Source organism: Ensifer sp. ENS10 (genome assembly GCF_014852025.1).
Classification (GTDB): Bacteria; Pseudomonadota; Alphaproteobacteria; order Rhizobiales; family Rhizobiaceae; genus Ensifer.
The window spans coordinates 946,557-961,251 of sequence record NZ_JACVAS010000001.1; the positions used below are offsets into that span (position 1 = coordinate 946,557).

Sequence of the window (14,695 nt, forward strand, 5' to 3'; positions counted from 1 at the left end):
GACTCATCAATCAATAAAAATCTTCGGTGTTTTCGCTTCCCTTTTTCGAAGAAATCCGGCTCAATCCTCCCGGTAGCGATCCCGCGATCTGAAGGACTGGAGGTTGAAATGACCCATGCATTCGATCACGCCGACAAGACGGCGGTTGCCCGCAAATGGGGGTGGTTCGTAGCACTCGGCGTGCTGCTCATCATGTGCGGTGGCCTTGCCTTCGGCAATCTGCTGATGGCCACGGTCGCTTCGGTCTATTATGTCGGGATCATCATGCTGGTCGGCGGGCTTTTCAATCTCGCCCACGCCTTCCAGGTCAAGGGCTGGGACAGCGTACTTTACTGGGGGCTCAGCGGCGCCTGTTATACGATCGCCGGCCTGTTTGCCTTCATCAATCCCTTGCTTGCCTCGTCCTTCCTGACCTTCGTGATGGCGATCGCCCTCATCGTCGCCGGCTGCTTCCGCATCTGGGTCGGTCTCAAGCTCAGGCCAGTACAAGGCTGGGGATGGGTGGCACTCGGCGGTCTGGTCACGCTTGCCGCCGGCCTCATCATCGCCGCCGGCTGGCCGGTCAACAGTCTCTGGATCCTCGGCCTTTTCCTCGCCGTCGACCTGGTGATGCAGGGCCTGTCGCTGATCGCCTTCGGCGTGCTGGCGAAGGGATAACCGCCCCCTTCCTGTGGGGTTCCGAGCTGGGTGCCCGGCCGTACGAAAGCGGCCGTTATCGGCGCCCGGGCAACCGCAGCAATCGCTCATGAAACTACTGATTTCATTAGAATGTTTGCAGTAGATCAAGGGCGGTAGCGACTGTCATATAGCTTTCATCAAAGCTTCATAATGGGGAAAGACTTCGTTGATAGTTGGCGGCCATGCTGCCGGCGTCCGATCGTCCGTTCCCCTGTCTCTGGAGCCCGGCATGTCCGCCGCCCCCGCCGAAATCCTCTCGTTGCGCCGGTTCGGCGACGACCAGATCGTCACGCTCGCCAAGCTGGTGATCGAGAGTGCCTTCCAGCCGATCACCGAAGCGGCGACCGGCACCGTCTTCGGTTACGAATCGCTGATGCGCGGCTTCCAGAAACTGGGCTTTGCCTCGCCGCTGGAACTGCTCGACAAGGCGGAAGAAGCCGGGCAATTGCTGGCGCTGGAGCACATGATCAACAGCCGCGCCGTCGCCGGCTTCGCGACGCTGCCCGATCATTCCGCCCGCACCCTGTTTCTGAATTTCGACTCGCGCCTCGTCGGCGGCGAGGGCGACATCGTCGAGCGCCTCGTCAACCATCTGAAGCGCGCCGGTATCGCCCCTTCGTCGCTCTGCTTCGAGCTTTCCGAGCGTTTCGACAGCGGCAAGATGCCGGACTTCTCCGCGCTCGTGCGCGATCTCCGGCTCGCCGGCTTCAAGCTCGCCATTGACGATTTCGGGGCTGGCTTCAACGGGCTGAAGCTGCTCTGCGACCAGCCGGTCGATTACGTGAAGATCGACAGGCACTTCATCTCCGGCATCGAGGCTGACGCCCGCAAGCGCCACCTCGTGCGCCACACCGTCAACACCGCGCATGTGCTTGGTACGCGGGTCATCGCCGAGGGCGTCGAGACGGAGGCGGAGTTCCTCACCTGCCGCGACCTCGGCTGCGATCTCGTGCAGGGCTATTACGTCGCCCGGCCGACCACCCATCTCAGCGAGCTTCTGCCCGCCTATCCGCATCTCGATCAGAGCGTCAGCGTGAGGCAACCCTCGTCCTCGCTCGACAGTATCCTGATCCGCAAGCAGATCGAGCAACTGCCGACGGTGCGCGAAAGCGATGAACTCGATTCCGTCTTCGATCTCTTCCGGCGAAACCCGCGCCAGGGCTTCTTCCCGGTTCTGAACGCCAATGGCGAGCCGCGCGGCATTCTGCATGAGTATCACGTCAAGGAGCTGATCTATCACCCCTTCGGCCGTGATCTCCTCAAGAACCGGATCTACCAGCGGCGGATCTCGCATTTCGTCAGCCCGGCACCGATCGCCGATCTCGATACGCCCGCGGATGAAATGCTGAAGATCTTCGCCGGCATGGACGGCAGCGATTGCCTGATCCTTACGGAGAACATGCGTTACGCCGGTACGCTTTCGGCCTCGTCGCTTCTGAAGATCATCAACGAAAAGCAGCTCAAGATGGCGCAGGAGCAGAACCCGCTGACGGGCCTGCCCGGCAACCGCGCCATCCGCGACTACGTCCAGGACGCGATCCTCGACGGCGATCAGACCCGCTATTTCTGCTATTGCGACTTCGACGACTTCAAGCCGTTCAACGACACCTACGGCTTCCAGAAGGGCGATCTCGCGATCACGCTGTTTGCCGCACTCCTGCGCCGCCACTTCATCGGCGAGGAGAAGTTCCTCGGCCATGTCGGAGGAGATGATTTCTTCGTCGGCATCAGCGGCTGTTCGGTTGAGGAGCTGGAGGCGGTGCTGAACCGCCTGCTGGACGATTTCCGCTCCGACGTGCGCCAGCTCTACTCGGCGGAGCACCAGGCCGAGGGCCGCATCAGCGGCCATGGTCGCGACGGTGCGCCGAAGGAATTCGCGCTGATGCGCTGCTCGATCGCCGTCCTCGGCCTGCCGGAGGGCTTCGTCTTTTCCGATGCCCAGGCCGTCAGCGCCCGCATCGCCGAAATCAAATCCCGCGCCAAGACCAGCGAAGCCGGTCTTGTCATGGACGCACTCGGCGGCTGATTTCCCGTCTTCGGGCTCGCTTAGGTCGCGGGTATGCGATGGGCGAGATAGTCGCGCATCTGGGAAAGCGCCGTGTCGCGCGTCAGCCCTTCCGATTGCAATCCGAGCCTAAGCCAAAGGCCGTCGATCAATGAAGTGATGCCGAGCGCCACGGTCTCGCAGTCTTCTGCCGGCAACAGGTCCACGAGCGCGGAAAGCAGGTTCGAGCGCATGCGCGCGTGGATCACCTTCTGGATGCGGGCAAGCTGCGGCTCGCGCGGAACTTCGGCACAAAGGGAAAGCCAGGCATGGCAGACCGAAGGCTGGAAGAAGCGCTCCTCGAAGTTCGCCTCAATGATCGCCTCTAGCCGCTCGCGCGGCGTGCGTGCGCGGTTCAGCCGAACGACCACCGCTTCCTTGAGCGCGGCGTTCGCCTCGCGCATGGCATGTTCGAAAAGCTCCTGTTTGTTGGCGAAATAATGCAGCACGATGCCCTTGGAGGCGCCGGCGTGTGTCGCGACCTTCTCCAGCGTCGCGCCGGCCATGCCCTCTTTCTGCAGCACCTCAAAGGCCGCGCGGCGCAGCTCGCGCCGCCTGATCTCGCTTATCCTCGTCAGTCGCATCAGCCGCCTCCAAACGATTCCCACATTGACAAACTTTCCGGAAAGATCAAATGTTGACCCATGGGACAATTATTAGTCCGAATGGACAAACTGGAGGATGCGATGCCGAAGCTGAAACTGTTGATGTCCACCATTGCCGTTGTCGCCGTCGCCTCTCCGGCCTTGGCCGGCGAGGCGCAATCCTGTCGGCAAGTCCGGCTGGCCGAGCCCGGTTGGAACGATCTGGCGTTCACCACGGGCGTCGGGCTGACAGTCCTCAAGGCATTGGGTTATGAACCCGAAAGCAAGCTGCTCGGCATTGACGTCATCTACACCAGTCTGCGCAGCGGCGATCTCGACGTCTTCCTTGGCTATTGGGACCCGGCGATGGTCTCCTATTACAAGCCCTACAAGGACGACGGTTCGGTCGAAACCGTCCGCACCAATCTGAAGGGGGCCAAGTACACGTTCGCCGTACCCGATTATGTCTGGGAGGCGGGCGTCAGGGATTTCGCGGACCTGAAGACCTTTGCCGACAAATTCGAGAAGAAGATGTACGGCATCGAGCCCGGCTCCAACCAGCTGATGCTGGATGCCGTCAAGGACCAGGGCCTCGGGCTTGATGGCTGGGAAGTGGTGGAATCAAGCGAGCAAGGCATGCTGGCGGAAGTCACGCGCCGGGTTCGCGACAAGTCCTTCATCGTCTTTCAGGGCTGGGCGCCGCATCCGATGAACACGGCCCTGTCGATCAAGTATCTGACCGGCGGCGACAAGTTCTATGGACCGGACTTTGGCGCGGCGACCGTTTCGACCCAGGTGCGCAAGGGCTACCTGCAGGAATGCCCGAATGTCGCCAGGCTCCTCAACAATCTGAGCTTCGATATCGACTTCGAGAACCGCGGCATGGGTTCCCTGATGAGCGACGGGCTGGCGCCGGAGGAGGCCGGCAAGAAGGCCATCGAGCAGGAGCCGCAGCGGCTCGACGCCTGGCTTTCCGGGGTGACGACCTTCGACGGGCAGCCGGGGCTTGCCGCGGTCAAGGCCGCGCTCGGACTGTGATCGTCATCGACCAGCAAGATTGGTCGCCGCTGAAGCGGCGGCTCGAACTGCCCGGCGGGCGCCAGTTCGCCTATGTCGATCGCGGCGAGGGGCCGGCGCTGTTGCTGCTCCACGGCTATTCCGACAATAGCCGCTCTTTCTCGCTGGTCGCGCCCCACCTCGTGGGCTATCGACTGATCATTCCGGATCTCGCCGGCCACGGCGCGTCGCAGGCGGGGCCGGGGGCAACGGTTGCCGATTTTTCGCGGGATCTCGCTTGTCTGGCCGATAGGCTGGCGCTGAGGGATATCGTCGTCATCGGCCATTCCATGGGGGCAATGACCGCCATTGCGCTTGCCGCCCTTCGCCCGGACCTGGTCCGGGCCCTCGTTCTTTTATCCGGCAGCCTGCAGCCGGGCCTCGACGCGAGGAGTCCAACGGCGCGGGCGATCCGCGCGTTGAAGGATCCGCTGGATCAGGAACACCCGTTCTTCGATGTCTGGCACGCCTGCAACCAACCAGTCGACCCGGCGTTCCTTGCGCACATGCGCAAGGAGGCCGCAGAGATACCGACGCAGACGTGGCTCGCTATCCTCGATGGCCTTGCCGCGACCGATCTTCGCGCCGCCGCGCGGCAGTTGCGTTTGCCGGTGCTGGCGATCGGCGGCAGTGAGGATCCGCTGTTCGACGCTGGGCATCGCCGGCTGCTGGCGGAAACCATCGGCTCGGCGCGCTCGATCAGCTTGGCCGGCCATGGCCACAACCCTCATTGGGAAAGCCCGGCACTGGTGGCTGGCGAGATCCTGTCCTTCCTGGCGGCCGAACCCTGATCGGCCAATACTACCGCCACCCTTTTCGCGGCACGCCGTCAGCGCTAGATGTGGCACATCAGCAGCATGAGGTGGTGCCATGTCCCTTCCGTCAGAAATGAACTTCGTCGATCTTCCGGCCCCAGGCGGACCGGAAAACATGGTCCTGAAAAAGGGACCGTTGCCTGAGATCAAACCGGGCGACATCCTCGTTCGGGTGGAGGCGGCCGGCATCAACCGTCCCGATGTCTTGCAGCGCAAGGGCGACTATCCGCCACCGCCGGGTGCAAGTCCGATCCTCGGCCTTGAAGTGGCAGGCGAGGTGGTGGCGCTCGGCGCGGGTGCGGAAGGATTTCAAATCGGAGACAAAGTCTGCGCGCTCGCCAACGGCGGCGGCTATGCGGAATATGCGGCAGTCCCGGCAAGCCAGGCGCTGGCCTGGCCGAAGGGCTATGACGCGGTGAAGGCGGCGGCTCTGCCCGAAACCTTCTTCACCGTCTGGGCCAATGTCTTCGACATGGCCGGCTTGAAGGCGAGCGAAACGATCCTCATCCATGGCGGCTCCAGTGGCATCGGCACGACGGCGATCCAGCTTGCCAAGGCCTTCGGCGCCGAGGTCTTCGTCACCGCCGGCAGCGCCGAGAAATGTCAGGCTTGCGAGTCGCTCGGCGCCAAGCGCGCGATCAACTATCGCGAAGAGGACTTCAAAACGGTCGTTATCGAAGAGACGGATGGACGCGGCGTCGACGTCATCCTCGATATGGTCGGCGGGCGTTACTTCGACCGCAACATCGCTTCGCTGGCGAAGGACGGCCGCCTGTCGATCATCGCCTTCCTCGGCGGCGCCAAGGTCGAGGCGGCGAACATCGCGCCGATCCTGACAAAGCGTCTGCATGTGATGGGCTCGGCGCTCCGTCCCCGTACGCCGGCGGAGAAGCAGGCGATCCGCGATGGTCTGGTGGCAAAGGTCTGGCCGCTGCTCGAGGCGGGCAAGGTCGCGCCGGTGATCCACTCCGTGCTGCCCTTTGCCAAGGTGGCGGACGGGCATCGCGAGATGGAGACCGGCGACCATATCGGCAAGATCATCATGTCCATGTGATCCCCGGATCGCCACGTGATTTGCGCCATTAAACCTTAGTCGGTCTTGCAAATACCGTGGGATCACCTACCTTGTTGCCATCTGAAACGAACAGAAAGGAAGGTGATCCAATGTCTAATGAGATTTCGGTCTTGGTGAAGGGCATGGGAGAGGTGAACACGTCGAGGCAGCCCTCGGCTTGATCCCCGCCTTCCTTCGGGCCTAAAGCCCGGGCCACTCACTTGGCCAGAACTCAGGGAAGGGTCGCCTCGGGCGGCCCTTTTCCATTTTCGGTATTCCCCGCCCGGGCCTTCAGCCTCAACTGTTGGAACTTTGCAGATCACACCCCGAAGCGTCCGAGCGCCGGGATCTTGATGCCGGGCTTCGCGAAATCAAATCCGGCGACGAGGCCGAAAAAGTGCAGTTCGAGGCCGCTGCGAACACCAGCCGAGATACCGGCGACGCCATAGAGCGTGGCGTGCATGTCACGGCCATCGGCATCGATCTGGAACAACTTGCCCTCCGGCAGATAATCGCGGCCGACGGCGTCGGGCGGCAGCACGGCGCCGAGTTCCGGCACGGAGCGCAGCACGTGGGCGACGAAGGTGTTGGAGTTCGGGCCCGGCCAGATCCGATAGCCGCCGGGTGCGTCATAGGGATAGCTTGCGATCGCCGCTTCGATCTTCGGGATCAGCCGGCTGGCTTCGGTTCCGGTGATCGAAACAACCAATCTCGGCTCGTTCGAATACCAGCGCGCATCGGCCGGATAGGCGTTGCGGCGGATCGGCTTGCCCCAGCCGACCTTGTCGTAGCGGTTGTAGGCGAGGGCGCCCTGTTGCTTGGTCACGATCCAGGCGTGGCTGGCGACGGCGCCCTTCATGCCGCCGGTCGTTGCCGAAAAGACGTAGATCGCCGCATCGGGGCTCTCGGCTGTCTTCGGCAGGATGCCCGCCGAGGACCAGTCGGCAGAGCGCCAGCTCTGTGGCCGGTCCTGCATGTACCACCAGCCGGCCGAGGCTAGCGCCGGCAGAAGGTAGATGATGAGAAAGGCGGCGGCGAGCCTGCGGGCGAATTTCATGAAAACTCCGTTTCCTGCCTTAAGATTCCTGCTAAATGCACGGAGCAATTTCGGAAATTTGAGGGCAAGGCATGTCGAATCCCGTTCTCGTCGAAGTCACCCGCGGAAACCTCGTCGAAAGTCGCCATCGCGGACTTGTGATCGCCGTCGACGGCGATGGCCGGACCGTCTTTTCGCTCGGTGAGACTGACACCGCCGTTTTCCCGCGCTCCGCCTGCAAGGCGATGCAAGGGCTGCCCTTGATGGAAAGCGGTGCGGCCGACGCCTACGGTTTCGGCAACAGGGAACTGGCTCTTGCCTGCTCCTCCCATTCCGGCGAGCCGGAGCATGTAGAGCTTGCCGCAAAGATGCTCGCGGCGGCGGGCCTCGACGTCTCGGCGCTCGAATGCGGCGCCCATTGGTCGTCCGACCAGAGGACCTTGATCGGCCAGGCCCGCAGCCTGGAGGCGCCGACAGCGCTTCATAACAACTGCTCCGGCAAACATTCAGGCTTCATCTGCGCCTGCTGCCATTCCGGCACCGAGGTGAAGGGCTATGTCGGCTACGAGCATCCGCTGCAGCAGGAAATCCGCGGCACGATGGAAAGCCTGACCGGGGCGATCCTCGGCACGGACAATTGCGGGGTCGACGGCTGCTCGATCCCGACCTACGCCGTTCCGCTCAAGGGCCTGGCGCACGGGTTTGCCAAGATGGCGACCGGCGTCGGTCTTGGACCCGAACGCGCCCGGGCCTCCAGGCGGCTGATCGAGGCCTGCATGGTCGAGCCCTTCTACGTGGCCGGAACCAAGCGCGCCTGCACCCGGCTGATGAAAACGGCCCCCGGCCGCATCTTCGCCAAGACCGGTGCCGAAGGCGTGTTCTGTGCCGCCATCCCGGAAAAGGGCATCGCCATCGCGCTGAAATGCGAGGACGGCACGACCCGCGCCGCCGAAGCGATGGTGGCGGCAACGCTTGCGCGCTTCTTCAGGGATGAGCCGGACCTGCACGCGGCCCTGATGGCGCAGGCAAATCACTCGATGTACAACTGGAACGGCATCCATGTCGGCGACGTCAGGGTCACGGACGCTTTCGCCGCCTGAGGTTCGCGGGCGACGGTTCTCGCCTGCAGCCCTCACGGACAGCCTCGGCGCGCTGGCACCGTCAGGCGCCGATCATCACAACGCTCGCGTCGTCATAGGGCGTTAGCATCTGGCGCTCGATTTCCACCGGTACGATGAAGCCGGCGAGATCGGCGATTCCGGCCACGCGATGTGGCGAAACTGCGTCGAATTTCTCCGCTGTCGCAAGCACATAGGTGTCGGCGGCCTGGGCGAGGATCGCGCGCTTGACGGCCGCCTCCTCGAAGTCGCCGGTGGAAACTCCGTGAACCGGATGAATGGCGGTGACGCCGAGGAAGAACAGGTCGATGCGGATGCCGGCGATGGCGGTGAGCGCCGCCGCGCCCGTCGCAACCATCGAATGTTTGTAGAGCCGGCCACCGATCAGGATCACTTCGGCTTCGTGGCGTTCGAGCTCGGCGGCAATCGTCGGGCTGTGGGTGACGACGGTCAGCCGCATCTCCCGCGGCAGTGCCCGCGCGATTTCCGCGTTGCTCGTGCCGCCGTCGAGAAAGATCGTCTGGCCCGCCTCGATCATCGTCGCGGCCTTTCGCCCAAGCCGGTGTTTGACGTCGCCGGCAATCTCCTGCCGTGCGGTAAAGTTTGGTAGCGGCGGGACCAGCGGCAGCGCGCCGCCATGTACGCGCTTCAGCAAACCTTCCGCCGCCATCTCGCGGAGATCGCGCCGGATCGTGTCTTCCGAGAGGTCCAGTTCGTCCGCCAGGCGCTTGGCGACGATCTCGCCGTCGCGCGCCAACCGTGCCGAAATCAAAGCCCGTCTCTGTGTTGTCAGCATGAATACCTCCTTGACTCTTCACGATATTGCACGAAATATCGTGAATATTCCAGAATGATCTGGATATTTCGTGCAAAAATTTGGAGAAGATCATGCTGATTTTGATCGCGGGGCCCTATCGCTCGGGAACCGGAGACGACCCGGCCAAGATGGCCGCCAACCTGAAGCGACTGGAGGAGCCGTCCTATGCGCTGTTTCGGGCCGGGCACGTGCCTGTCATCGGCGAATGGGTGGCGCTGCCGGTGTGGAATGCGGCGGGTGGCGAGCGCATCGGGGACGACCTCTACGAGGAAATTTTCCATCCCGTCGCCGGCCGCTTGCTGGCACTGTGCGACGCGGTGCTGCGTCTGCCGGGCGACAGCAAGGGTGCCGACAACGACGTGCGCATCGCCCGTGAACGCGGCATTCCCGTCTACTACCGCTTGGAAGACGTGCCCGGTTGCGGCGAGGCGCTGGTTGCCTGACCGGAAACGGCCCGGCAGGGATACCTGCCGGGCCGTGGCGGTGCTTCTGAACTCCACCTCAATCTCGGCCCCAACCCGAGGATTGGGTCCGCATTGCGGTGAGGGAGGCGGGAGGCCTATTCGTGCACGTGCGGCTCGGCGACGAAGGTCAGCGTGGCCGTTAAACCTTTCTTGTCGGCGGCGATGTTGCTTTCGAGCGGGATCGCGTGGCTGACGGCAAGAATGTTGACGCCGGCGTTGCGCAGCGTCACTTCCGCTTCGCCATTCGCGTTCGTCTTTTCAGAGACGAGCTCAGGCAATCCGGCATAGTCGAGGGTGATTTCCTTGCCTTCGAGCGGCTTGCCGTCGAGCAATAGGCGGATGCGAAATTTCTCGCCCGACTTCAGGCCAACAGGGTTGTCGAGCGGGATGATCTGCAGCGGCTGTGCCGGGAAGGCCGGCAGTGCGCCATGCGCATGCACCAGCGCGATGCTGTATTTGACCGAATGGCTCGCCTGTTTGGCGCCGGGCACCTCGTTCCTGGGCTTGTTCACCCATTTGCCGTCTGCGCCTTCGCTCCAATAGCCGTTGTCGAACTCCAGTGCGACGAGCGCCGGCTTGCCATCGAGTTTCAGCCTAGCGTGATTGTCTTCCGCCTCGATCGTCACCGGCAGCGCTTGACCGTCTTCGCCAACGGCCGAGACCGATTTCACTTTGGCCGGATCATAGGATTCGTCCGCGGGGCCGTGGCCGTAGATCACCGCCAGCGTTCCCCAGCGCTCGCCGATCCATGCGCCATGGGAGAAGGCGGGTGTGGCGACGGCGGCAAACAGGCCAGCAGCGATGAGGGTTGAAAAGAGCGTTTTCATAAGCAACTCCGAATAATGTTATAACGTAACAATGATCTTCTATTGAAATCCGTTCGGGCTTGTCAATCGGGCTGACTTCCTTTCTTCTGCCGCCGATCTTTGGTCTGGAGTTGAAACGTTAGGAAGCGCACGGTTCATCGCACGCATTCCGCTTCCGTCCGCCAGAATGATAGGGCAGGGTCGGGTCTGTCGGCACCACGTCGTCCGATCCGCGTGATCGCAGAGGAGAGTTGAAGTGTTGAAATTGTTCTACGCCCCGGGCACCTGCTCATTGGCTTCGCATATCGCGCTGGAAGAGGCGGGCGCTGACTACGAGGCGCGCCGCGTCGATTTTTCGACCGCCGAACAGACCAAGCCCGACTATCTCGCGGTAAACCCGAAGGGCCGGGTGCCGGCGCTGTTGACCGACCGGGGCGTCATCACCGAAACGCCGGCGATCCTCACCTATATCGCCGAGACAAATCCGGCAGCGAACCTTGCACCAAGGGGCGATGCCTTTGCTTTTGCGCAGTTGCAGTCGTTCATGAACTATCTCTGCTCGACGGTGCATGTCGCCCATGCCCATGGACGTCGCGGCGCGCGCTGGGCCGACGATCCGGCGGCGCACGAGGCAATGAAGGCCAAGGTCGCCTCCAACATGGCGGCCTGCTTCGAACTGATCGAGAACACGATGTTGGAAGGCCCCTTCGTCCTGGGCGAGACCTATTCGGTTGCCGATCCCTACCTTTTCACCATCGCCGGCTGGCTCGAATCGGACGGTGTGGATCCCGCGCGTTTCCCGAAAATCCTGGATCACCGCAACCGCATGACCGCGCGTCCGGCCGTTGCCCGGGTCCTGGCCGCGCTCAAGACCTGAGCTGCGCGACCATCTGGGCTACATCAGGATGTAGTCCTTGGGCTGCGGCAGGGGCGGAAGATCAGTCTCGCCGAGCGCCTCGCGCAGGTTGATCTCGATCGTTTCGGCAAGCGCCATGATCGGCAGGTCGTTCGGTAATACGCCGAACGGCTCCTCCAGTTCGTCCCCGAGTGCATCGAGGCCGAAGAAGGTGTAGGCGACCAGCGCGGTGACAAAGGGCGTGGCCCAACCGAGCGCATCGGCAAAGCCGAAGGGCAGCAGGAAGCAGAAGAGATAGGCGGTGCGGTGCAGGAGCAGCGTGTAGCCGAAAGGCACCGGCGTGTTGCGGATGCGCTCGCAGGCGGCAAGCATCGCCGACATCCTGCCGACGGTGCCATCCAGTTGGGCCCACTGAAAGTCGCTGATCGCGCCCGAAGCGCGCAAGCCCGCGAGATCGCGGCCCATATCACGCAGGAGGTAGTCCGGCGCGTTGCGGCTTGCCTTGTAGCCGGGAGCGAGATCGTCGGGCAGTCGCGCGAGCGCCCTGGTGGCATCATTGCCCGGCCGCAGGTGGCCAACCAGGGCGCGAGCAAAGGCGATGGCGATGTTGAGGAGCCGTTGCCGCGCCGCATTCTCCGATGCTTTCGCGTCGACCAGGACCAGTGTCTGCCGGGCGAGATCGCGCGACGTGAAGATCAGTTGCCCCCAATCCTTCCGCGCCTCCCACCAGCGGTCGTAGCAGGCGTTGTTGCGGAAACCGAGGAACACCGAGAGCGCAATGCCGAGCAGGGCGAAAGGGCCGCTGTTGACGCTTGGAACGATGCCGGGATCGGCACGGTGTGCCCAGACGACGAAGGCGGAAAGGCCGAAGACGAACAGCACCTGCGGAAAGATCCGCTGAATGACCGATCCTCTGAGGATGAAGAACAGTTTCAGAAGGCTGGGGCGGTCGCGAACGATCATGGAAGAACACCTGTGTGGCCGTCAGCTTCCACCGGTATAGGCGCGAGCTCTGAAATGGAAGGCCGCTCATTGGATGCCGCCAGCCGCCGGCGCGAGATTTTTACCGCCTATGTCGGCTCAGTCGCCGCGCGCACGTCCTTGTTGCGTAACGCCAACAGGGAGACAACGACGATGCGCAAGGTGGTTGCCGGCATGCAGATGTCCATCGACGGGATGATCGATGGACCGGATGGCTATACGGACTGGGTCGATTCCTGGTCGGACACCTTCGACCTCCTGCCTGAGATCGATGCCTGCGTCCTCGGGAGCGGCATGTATTCGGGCTATGAGCAATATTGGAGCGCGATCAAACAGAATCCGCATGCGCCGCTGGAGTTTACCGGCAAGGTGCCGACGCAGGAGGAGATCGAATATACGGATTTTGCTTTGAGCACGCCGCATTATGTTCTCTCGAAAGAGCGCTCGGAGGTGCAATGGGCCAACGCCACCATCGTTCGCGATGCTGCCGAGATCGAGCAGCTAAGGCGCCAGCCGGGTCGGACCATCTATGTCGTCGGCGGCGCTCGCACCGTGTCGAGCCTGATGGATCACGGCCTGATCGACGAATTGCGTCTCACCATCCATCCCCTGGTGGTGGGGAAGGGCAAGGCGCTGTTCGAAACCATCGCCCAGCGCCACTACGTGCAACTCGATGACGTGAAGAGGGTCGATGACGGCAAGGTTTGCCTGATCTACAAGGTCGGGGATCGAAGCTGAAAGCGGTCAGCCGGCGAGTTTCGCAGCAAGCCGCTTTGGCGCCTTCTGGCGCCAGGCTGCAACCAGTCGCCCGGTCAGGCTCTTATCGTCGATCACCGAAAGCCGAACCAGCATCGCCGGCCAGCCTTTGTAGTGATCGGTCTCGAAATAGAGTTGCGGGTCGAGTTCCAGCAGCAATTCCTTTTCCTCGAGCGCACACATGACGACAAGCGTGTCGCCGTCCTTCATGCGCACGAAGCTCTTGTCTTTCACCAGCAGTGCCGGCGTGCCGTAGGAGGTGCCGATGGCAACCTCCGGCAAGCCGGCGGCTTCCGCCAGCTTGACGACCCGTGCGAAATTGCGGTCGAGATCCTCGCTCATCCCGTCAGCATATCACAGGGTCATTGTCCGTCACCGGCCCCCGGCTTGCAGGCAGTCGCTGGCGCACTCGGCCGCGCGCGGCCAGGGCCAGCCGGGGAAGGGCAGATCACCGAGTTCGCGTTCGTCCATCCGCTCGAGATCCGGGTGCTGCAGCGGGTCACGCGCCCAGGCTAGTCGCGTATCCTGCTTCCGACTTTCAAAAGTGGCGAATGCGGTCAACATCGAGAGAAGCTTCAACATGGCGGCCCATCTTTTCGATGCTTGGATGATCTGCCTGTCTCGCTGTCTTTTCAATTGAGAATAGCACCGAACGGGTTTAGGAAAACTATATGAGAGATCTGAATTCCGTCCATTTGAACGGGCTTCGCGCCGTGGAAGCGGCCGGTCGCCTTGGTTCGTTGGCGGCTGCTGCCGAGGAGCTCGGCGTGACCTCAGGCGCCGTCAGCCAGCAGATTGCCAAGGCGGAGGCCCAGCTTGGCCGCATCCTGTTCGAGCGCACGCCGCGCGGCCTCGTCCCGACCGACTTTGGCCTGCGTTTCCTCGTCCGCCTCAGCAACGCCTTTCAGGAGCTGGCGGAGGCCGTGGCCTCGGCTCGGCGACGCGACGAGTCGGTGCTGACGATCTCGGTGGCACCGGTCTTTGCCGCCCGCTGGCTGGTCTATCGGCTGAACCGTTTCGCCGAGCGCCACCCCGACATTCGCCTGCGCATCGATGCCACGACCAAGCTCGTCAATCTCGACACATCGGATGTGGATGTCGGCATCCGTGTGGGCTCGGGCGACTGGCCTGGCGTTAAATCCGAACTGCTGTTGCAGCAGGAGGTCTTTCCCGTCTGTTCGCCGGTCGTGGCGCAGAACTTGCGCGTACCTGCAGATATTCTAAAGCTCCCCGCCGTGATCGACGGACACTCGATGTTCAGCTGGGAGGTGTGGCTTCGCGAAGTCGGCCTCTCCGGTGCCGAAATGACCGTTCGCCACACGTTCAATGAGGCGTCGCTGGTGCTCGATGCGGCGATCTCGGGGCAGGGGGTCATGCTCGCCTGGCAGACGCTCGCCGGCTTCGCGATCACCCAAGGCAGTTTGGTCGTGCCCTTCGGTATCCGCGTGGGCACCGGCTACGGCCACTACTTCGTCAGCTCGCCATCGCGGCGGGAAAGCAAGGCCGCAGCCGCCTTCAAGCGCTGGGTTCGTGACGAGGTGGAGGAGGGCATGCGCCTGCTCGATCTCAGGGCGCCGCGCGTACGCTTCGACGCGGCGACCATGCGCTGATCACTTGAAACGAGCCCCCC

17 protein-coding genes are annotated in these 14,695 nt (G+C 62.9%); 10 read left to right on the plus strand and 7 right to left on the minus strand.

Annotated elements, in window-relative coordinates:
• Positions 1–108 precede the first annotated feature (108 nt).
• The gene (locus IB265_RS04550; RefSeq protein ID WP_057250571.1) at positions 109–657 is read left to right on the plus strand and encodes an HdeD family acid-resistance protein; all 549 of its coding nucleotides are present in this window, start codon (positions 109–111) and stop codon (positions 655–657) included.
• A gap of 250 nt (positions 658–907) precedes the next feature.
• Entirely contained in the window at positions 908–2,704 is a 1,797-nt protein-coding gene (locus IB265_RS04555) for a GGDEF domain-containing protein (RefSeq protein WP_057250569.1), read from the plus strand.
• A gap of 20 nt (positions 2,705–2,724) precedes the next feature.
• Here the strand turns inward: IB265_RS04555 and betI are convergent, their stop codons facing one another.
• Positions 2,725–3,306 (minus strand): choline-responsive transcriptional repressor BetI, encoded by a 582-nt coding sequence (betI, locus tag IB265_RS04560; protein ID WP_057250567.1) that lies wholly within the window; start codon positions 3,304–3,306, stop codon positions 2,725–2,727.
• A 102-nt stretch (positions 3,307–3,408) separates the two neighbouring features.
• Here betI and choX point away from each other — a divergent pair, with 102 nt between their 5' ends.
• The 3 genes from choX to IB265_RS04575 all read left to right on the plus strand — a co-directional run bounded on the left by choX (position 3,409) and on the right by IB265_RS04575 (position 6,231).
• On the plus strand, positions 3,409–4,344 hold the full coding sequence (gene choX, locus IB265_RS04565; RefSeq protein ID WP_057250565.1) for a choline ABC transporter substrate-binding protein: 936 nt from the start codon (positions 3,409–3,411) through the stop codon (positions 4,342–4,344).
• The gene (locus IB265_RS04570; protein WP_063893296.1) at positions 4,341–5,153 is read left to right on the plus strand and encodes an alpha/beta fold hydrolase; all 813 of its coding nucleotides are present in this window, start codon (positions 4,341–4,343) and stop codon (positions 5,151–5,153) included. The genes choX and IB265_RS04570 overlap by 4 nt, the downstream gene beginning before the upstream one ends.
• A 79-nt stretch (positions 5,154–5,232) precedes the next feature.
• Positions 5,233–6,231 (plus strand): NAD(P)H-quinone oxidoreductase, encoded by a 999-nt coding sequence (locus tag IB265_RS04575; protein ID WP_057250563.1) that lies wholly within the window; start codon positions 5,233–5,235, stop codon positions 6,229–6,231.
• 319 nt (positions 6,232–6,550) lie between these two features.
• Here IB265_RS04575 and IB265_RS04580 read toward each other — a convergent pair whose 3' ends face one another.
• Positions 6,551–7,288, minus strand: coding sequence for a DUF3750 domain-containing protein (locus IB265_RS04580; RefSeq protein ID WP_057250561.1), 738 nt, complete (start codon positions 7,286–7,288; stop codon positions 6,551–6,553).
• A gap of 71 nt (positions 7,289–7,359) precedes the next feature.
• On the opposite strand from IB265_RS04580, the gene IB265_RS04585 reads away from it, so the two are divergent.
• Entirely contained in the window at positions 7,360–8,367 is a 1,008-nt protein-coding gene (locus IB265_RS04585; protein ID WP_057250559.1) for an asparaginase, read from the plus strand.
• Positions 8,368–8,428: 61 nt separating this feature from the next.
• Here the strand turns inward: IB265_RS04585 and IB265_RS04590 are convergent, their stop codons facing one another.
• Positions 8,429–9,181, minus strand: a complete 753-nt coding sequence (locus IB265_RS04590) for a DeoR/GlpR family DNA-binding transcription regulator (protein WP_057250557.1) — start codon at positions 9,179–9,181, stop codon at positions 8,429–8,431.
• Positions 9,182–9,273: 92 nt separating this feature from the next.
• Between IB265_RS04590 and IB265_RS04595 the strand changes: the two genes are divergently transcribed.
• The gene (locus IB265_RS04595) at positions 9,274–9,645 is read left to right on the plus strand and encodes a hypothetical protein (protein ID WP_057250555.1); all 372 of its coding nucleotides are present in this window, start codon (positions 9,274–9,276) and stop codon (positions 9,643–9,645) included.
• A 116-nt stretch (positions 9,646–9,761) separates the two neighbouring features.
• Here IB265_RS04595 and IB265_RS04600 read toward each other — a convergent pair whose 3' ends face one another.
• Positions 9,762–10,493 (minus strand): DUF4198 domain-containing protein, encoded by a 732-nt coding sequence (locus tag IB265_RS04600; RefSeq protein ID WP_057250553.1) that lies wholly within the window; start codon positions 10,491–10,493, stop codon positions 9,762–9,764.
• 235 nt (positions 10,494–10,728) lie between these two features.
• On the opposite strand from IB265_RS04600, the gene IB265_RS04605 reads away from it, so the two are divergent.
• Positions 10,729–11,349 (plus strand): glutathione S-transferase family protein, encoded by a 621-nt coding sequence (locus IB265_RS04605; protein WP_057250551.1) that lies wholly within the window; start codon positions 10,729–10,731, stop codon positions 11,347–11,349.
• An 18-nt stretch (positions 11,350–11,367) separates the two neighbouring features.
• On the opposite strand, the gene IB265_RS04610 is transcribed toward IB265_RS04605, so the two are convergent.
• Entirely contained in the window at positions 11,368–12,291 is a 924-nt protein-coding gene (locus IB265_RS04610; protein ID WP_192494638.1) for a bestrophin family protein, read from the minus strand.
• Positions 12,292–12,345: 54 nt separating this feature from the next.
• Between IB265_RS04610 and IB265_RS04615 the strand changes: the two genes are divergently transcribed.
• The gene (locus tag IB265_RS04615) at positions 12,346–13,047 is read left to right on the plus strand and encodes a dihydrofolate reductase family protein (protein ID WP_082640654.1); all 702 of its coding nucleotides are present in this window, start codon (positions 12,346–12,348) and stop codon (positions 13,045–13,047) included.
• A gap of 6 nt (positions 13,048–13,053) precedes the next feature.
• Here IB265_RS04615 and IB265_RS04620 read toward each other — a convergent pair whose 3' ends face one another.
• Together IB265_RS04620 and IB265_RS04625 are read right to left on the minus strand one after the other, a co-directional pair.
• A complete protein-coding gene (locus IB265_RS04620) occupies positions 13,054–13,407 on the minus strand; it encodes an MmcQ/YjbR family DNA-binding protein (RefSeq protein ID WP_057250546.1) in 354 nt (117 codons plus the stop codon).
• Between the two features lie 30 nt (positions 13,408–13,437).
• A complete protein-coding gene (locus IB265_RS04625; protein ID WP_057250544.1) occupies positions 13,438–13,647 on the minus strand; it encodes a hypothetical protein in 210 nt (69 codons plus the stop codon).
• An 89-nt stretch (positions 13,648–13,736) separates the two neighbouring features.
• On the opposite strand from IB265_RS04625, the gene IB265_RS04630 reads away from it, so the two are divergent.
• Positions 13,737–14,675 carry a LysR substrate-binding domain-containing protein gene (locus IB265_RS04630; protein WP_057250542.1) on the plus strand — a complete coding sequence of 313 codons (939 nt, stop codon included), beginning with the start codon at positions 13,737–13,739 and terminating at the stop codon, positions 14,673–14,675.
• Positions 14,676–14,695: the final 20 nt, after the last annotated feature.

What these genes read in the sequence shown, in the direction of transcription:
- IB265_RS04595 (WP_057250555.1), top strand. Translation starts at nt 9,274, where the DNA reads ATGCTGATTTTGATCGCGGGGCCCTATCGCTCGGGAACCGGAGACGAC.
- betI (WP_057250567.1), bottom strand. Translation starts at nt 3,306, where the DNA reads ATGCGACTGACGAGGATAAGCGAGATCAGGCGGCGCGAGCTGCGCCGC.
- IB265_RS04630 (WP_057250542.1), top strand. Translation starts at nt 13,737, where the DNA reads ATGAGAGATCTGAATTCCGTCCATTTGAACGGGCTTCGCGCCGTGGAA.
- IB265_RS04580 (WP_057250561.1), bottom strand. Translation starts at nt 7,288, where the DNA reads ATGAAATTCGCCCGCAGGCTCGCCGCCGCCTTTCTCATCATCTACCTT.
- choX (WP_057250565.1), top strand. Translation starts at nt 3,409, where the DNA reads ATGCCGAAGCTGAAACTGTTGATGTCCACCATTGCCGTTGTCGCCGTC.
- IB265_RS04610 (WP_192494638.1), bottom strand. Translation starts at nt 12,291, where the DNA reads ATGATCGTTCGCGACCGCCCCAGCCTTCTGAAACTGTTCTTCATCCTC.
- IB265_RS04590 (WP_057250557.1), bottom strand. Translation starts at nt 9,181, where the DNA reads ATGCTGACAACACAGAGACGGGCTTTGATTTCGGCACGGTTGGCGCGC.
- IB265_RS04620 (WP_057250546.1), bottom strand. Translation starts at nt 13,407, where the DNA reads ATGAGCGAGGATCTCGACCGCAATTTCGCACGGGTCGTCAAGCTGGCG.
- IB265_RS04550 (WP_057250571.1), top strand. Translation starts at nt 109, where the DNA reads ATGACCCATGCATTCGATCACGCCGACAAGACGGCGGTTGCCCGCAAA.
- IB265_RS04625 (WP_057250544.1), bottom strand. Translation starts at nt 13,647, where the DNA reads ATGTTGAAGCTTCTCTCGATGTTGACCGCATTCGCCACTTTTGAAAGT.
- IB265_RS04615 (WP_082640654.1), top strand. Translation starts at nt 12,346, where the DNA reads ATGGAAGGCCGCTCATTGGATGCCGCCAGCCGCCGGCGCGAGATTTTT.
- IB265_RS04575 (WP_057250563.1), top strand. Translation starts at nt 5,233, where the DNA reads ATGTCCCTTCCGTCAGAAATGAACTTCGTCGATCTTCCGGCCCCAGGC.
- IB265_RS04555 (WP_057250569.1), top strand. Translation starts at nt 908, where the DNA reads ATGTCCGCCGCCCCCGCCGAAATCCTCTCGTTGCGCCGGTTCGGCGAC.
- IB265_RS04585 (WP_057250559.1), top strand. Translation starts at nt 7,360, where the DNA reads ATGTCGAATCCCGTTCTCGTCGAAGTCACCCGCGGAAACCTCGTCGAA.
- IB265_RS04600 (WP_057250553.1), bottom strand. Translation starts at nt 10,493, where the DNA reads ATGAAAACGCTCTTTTCAACCCTCATCGCTGCTGGCCTGTTTGCCGCC.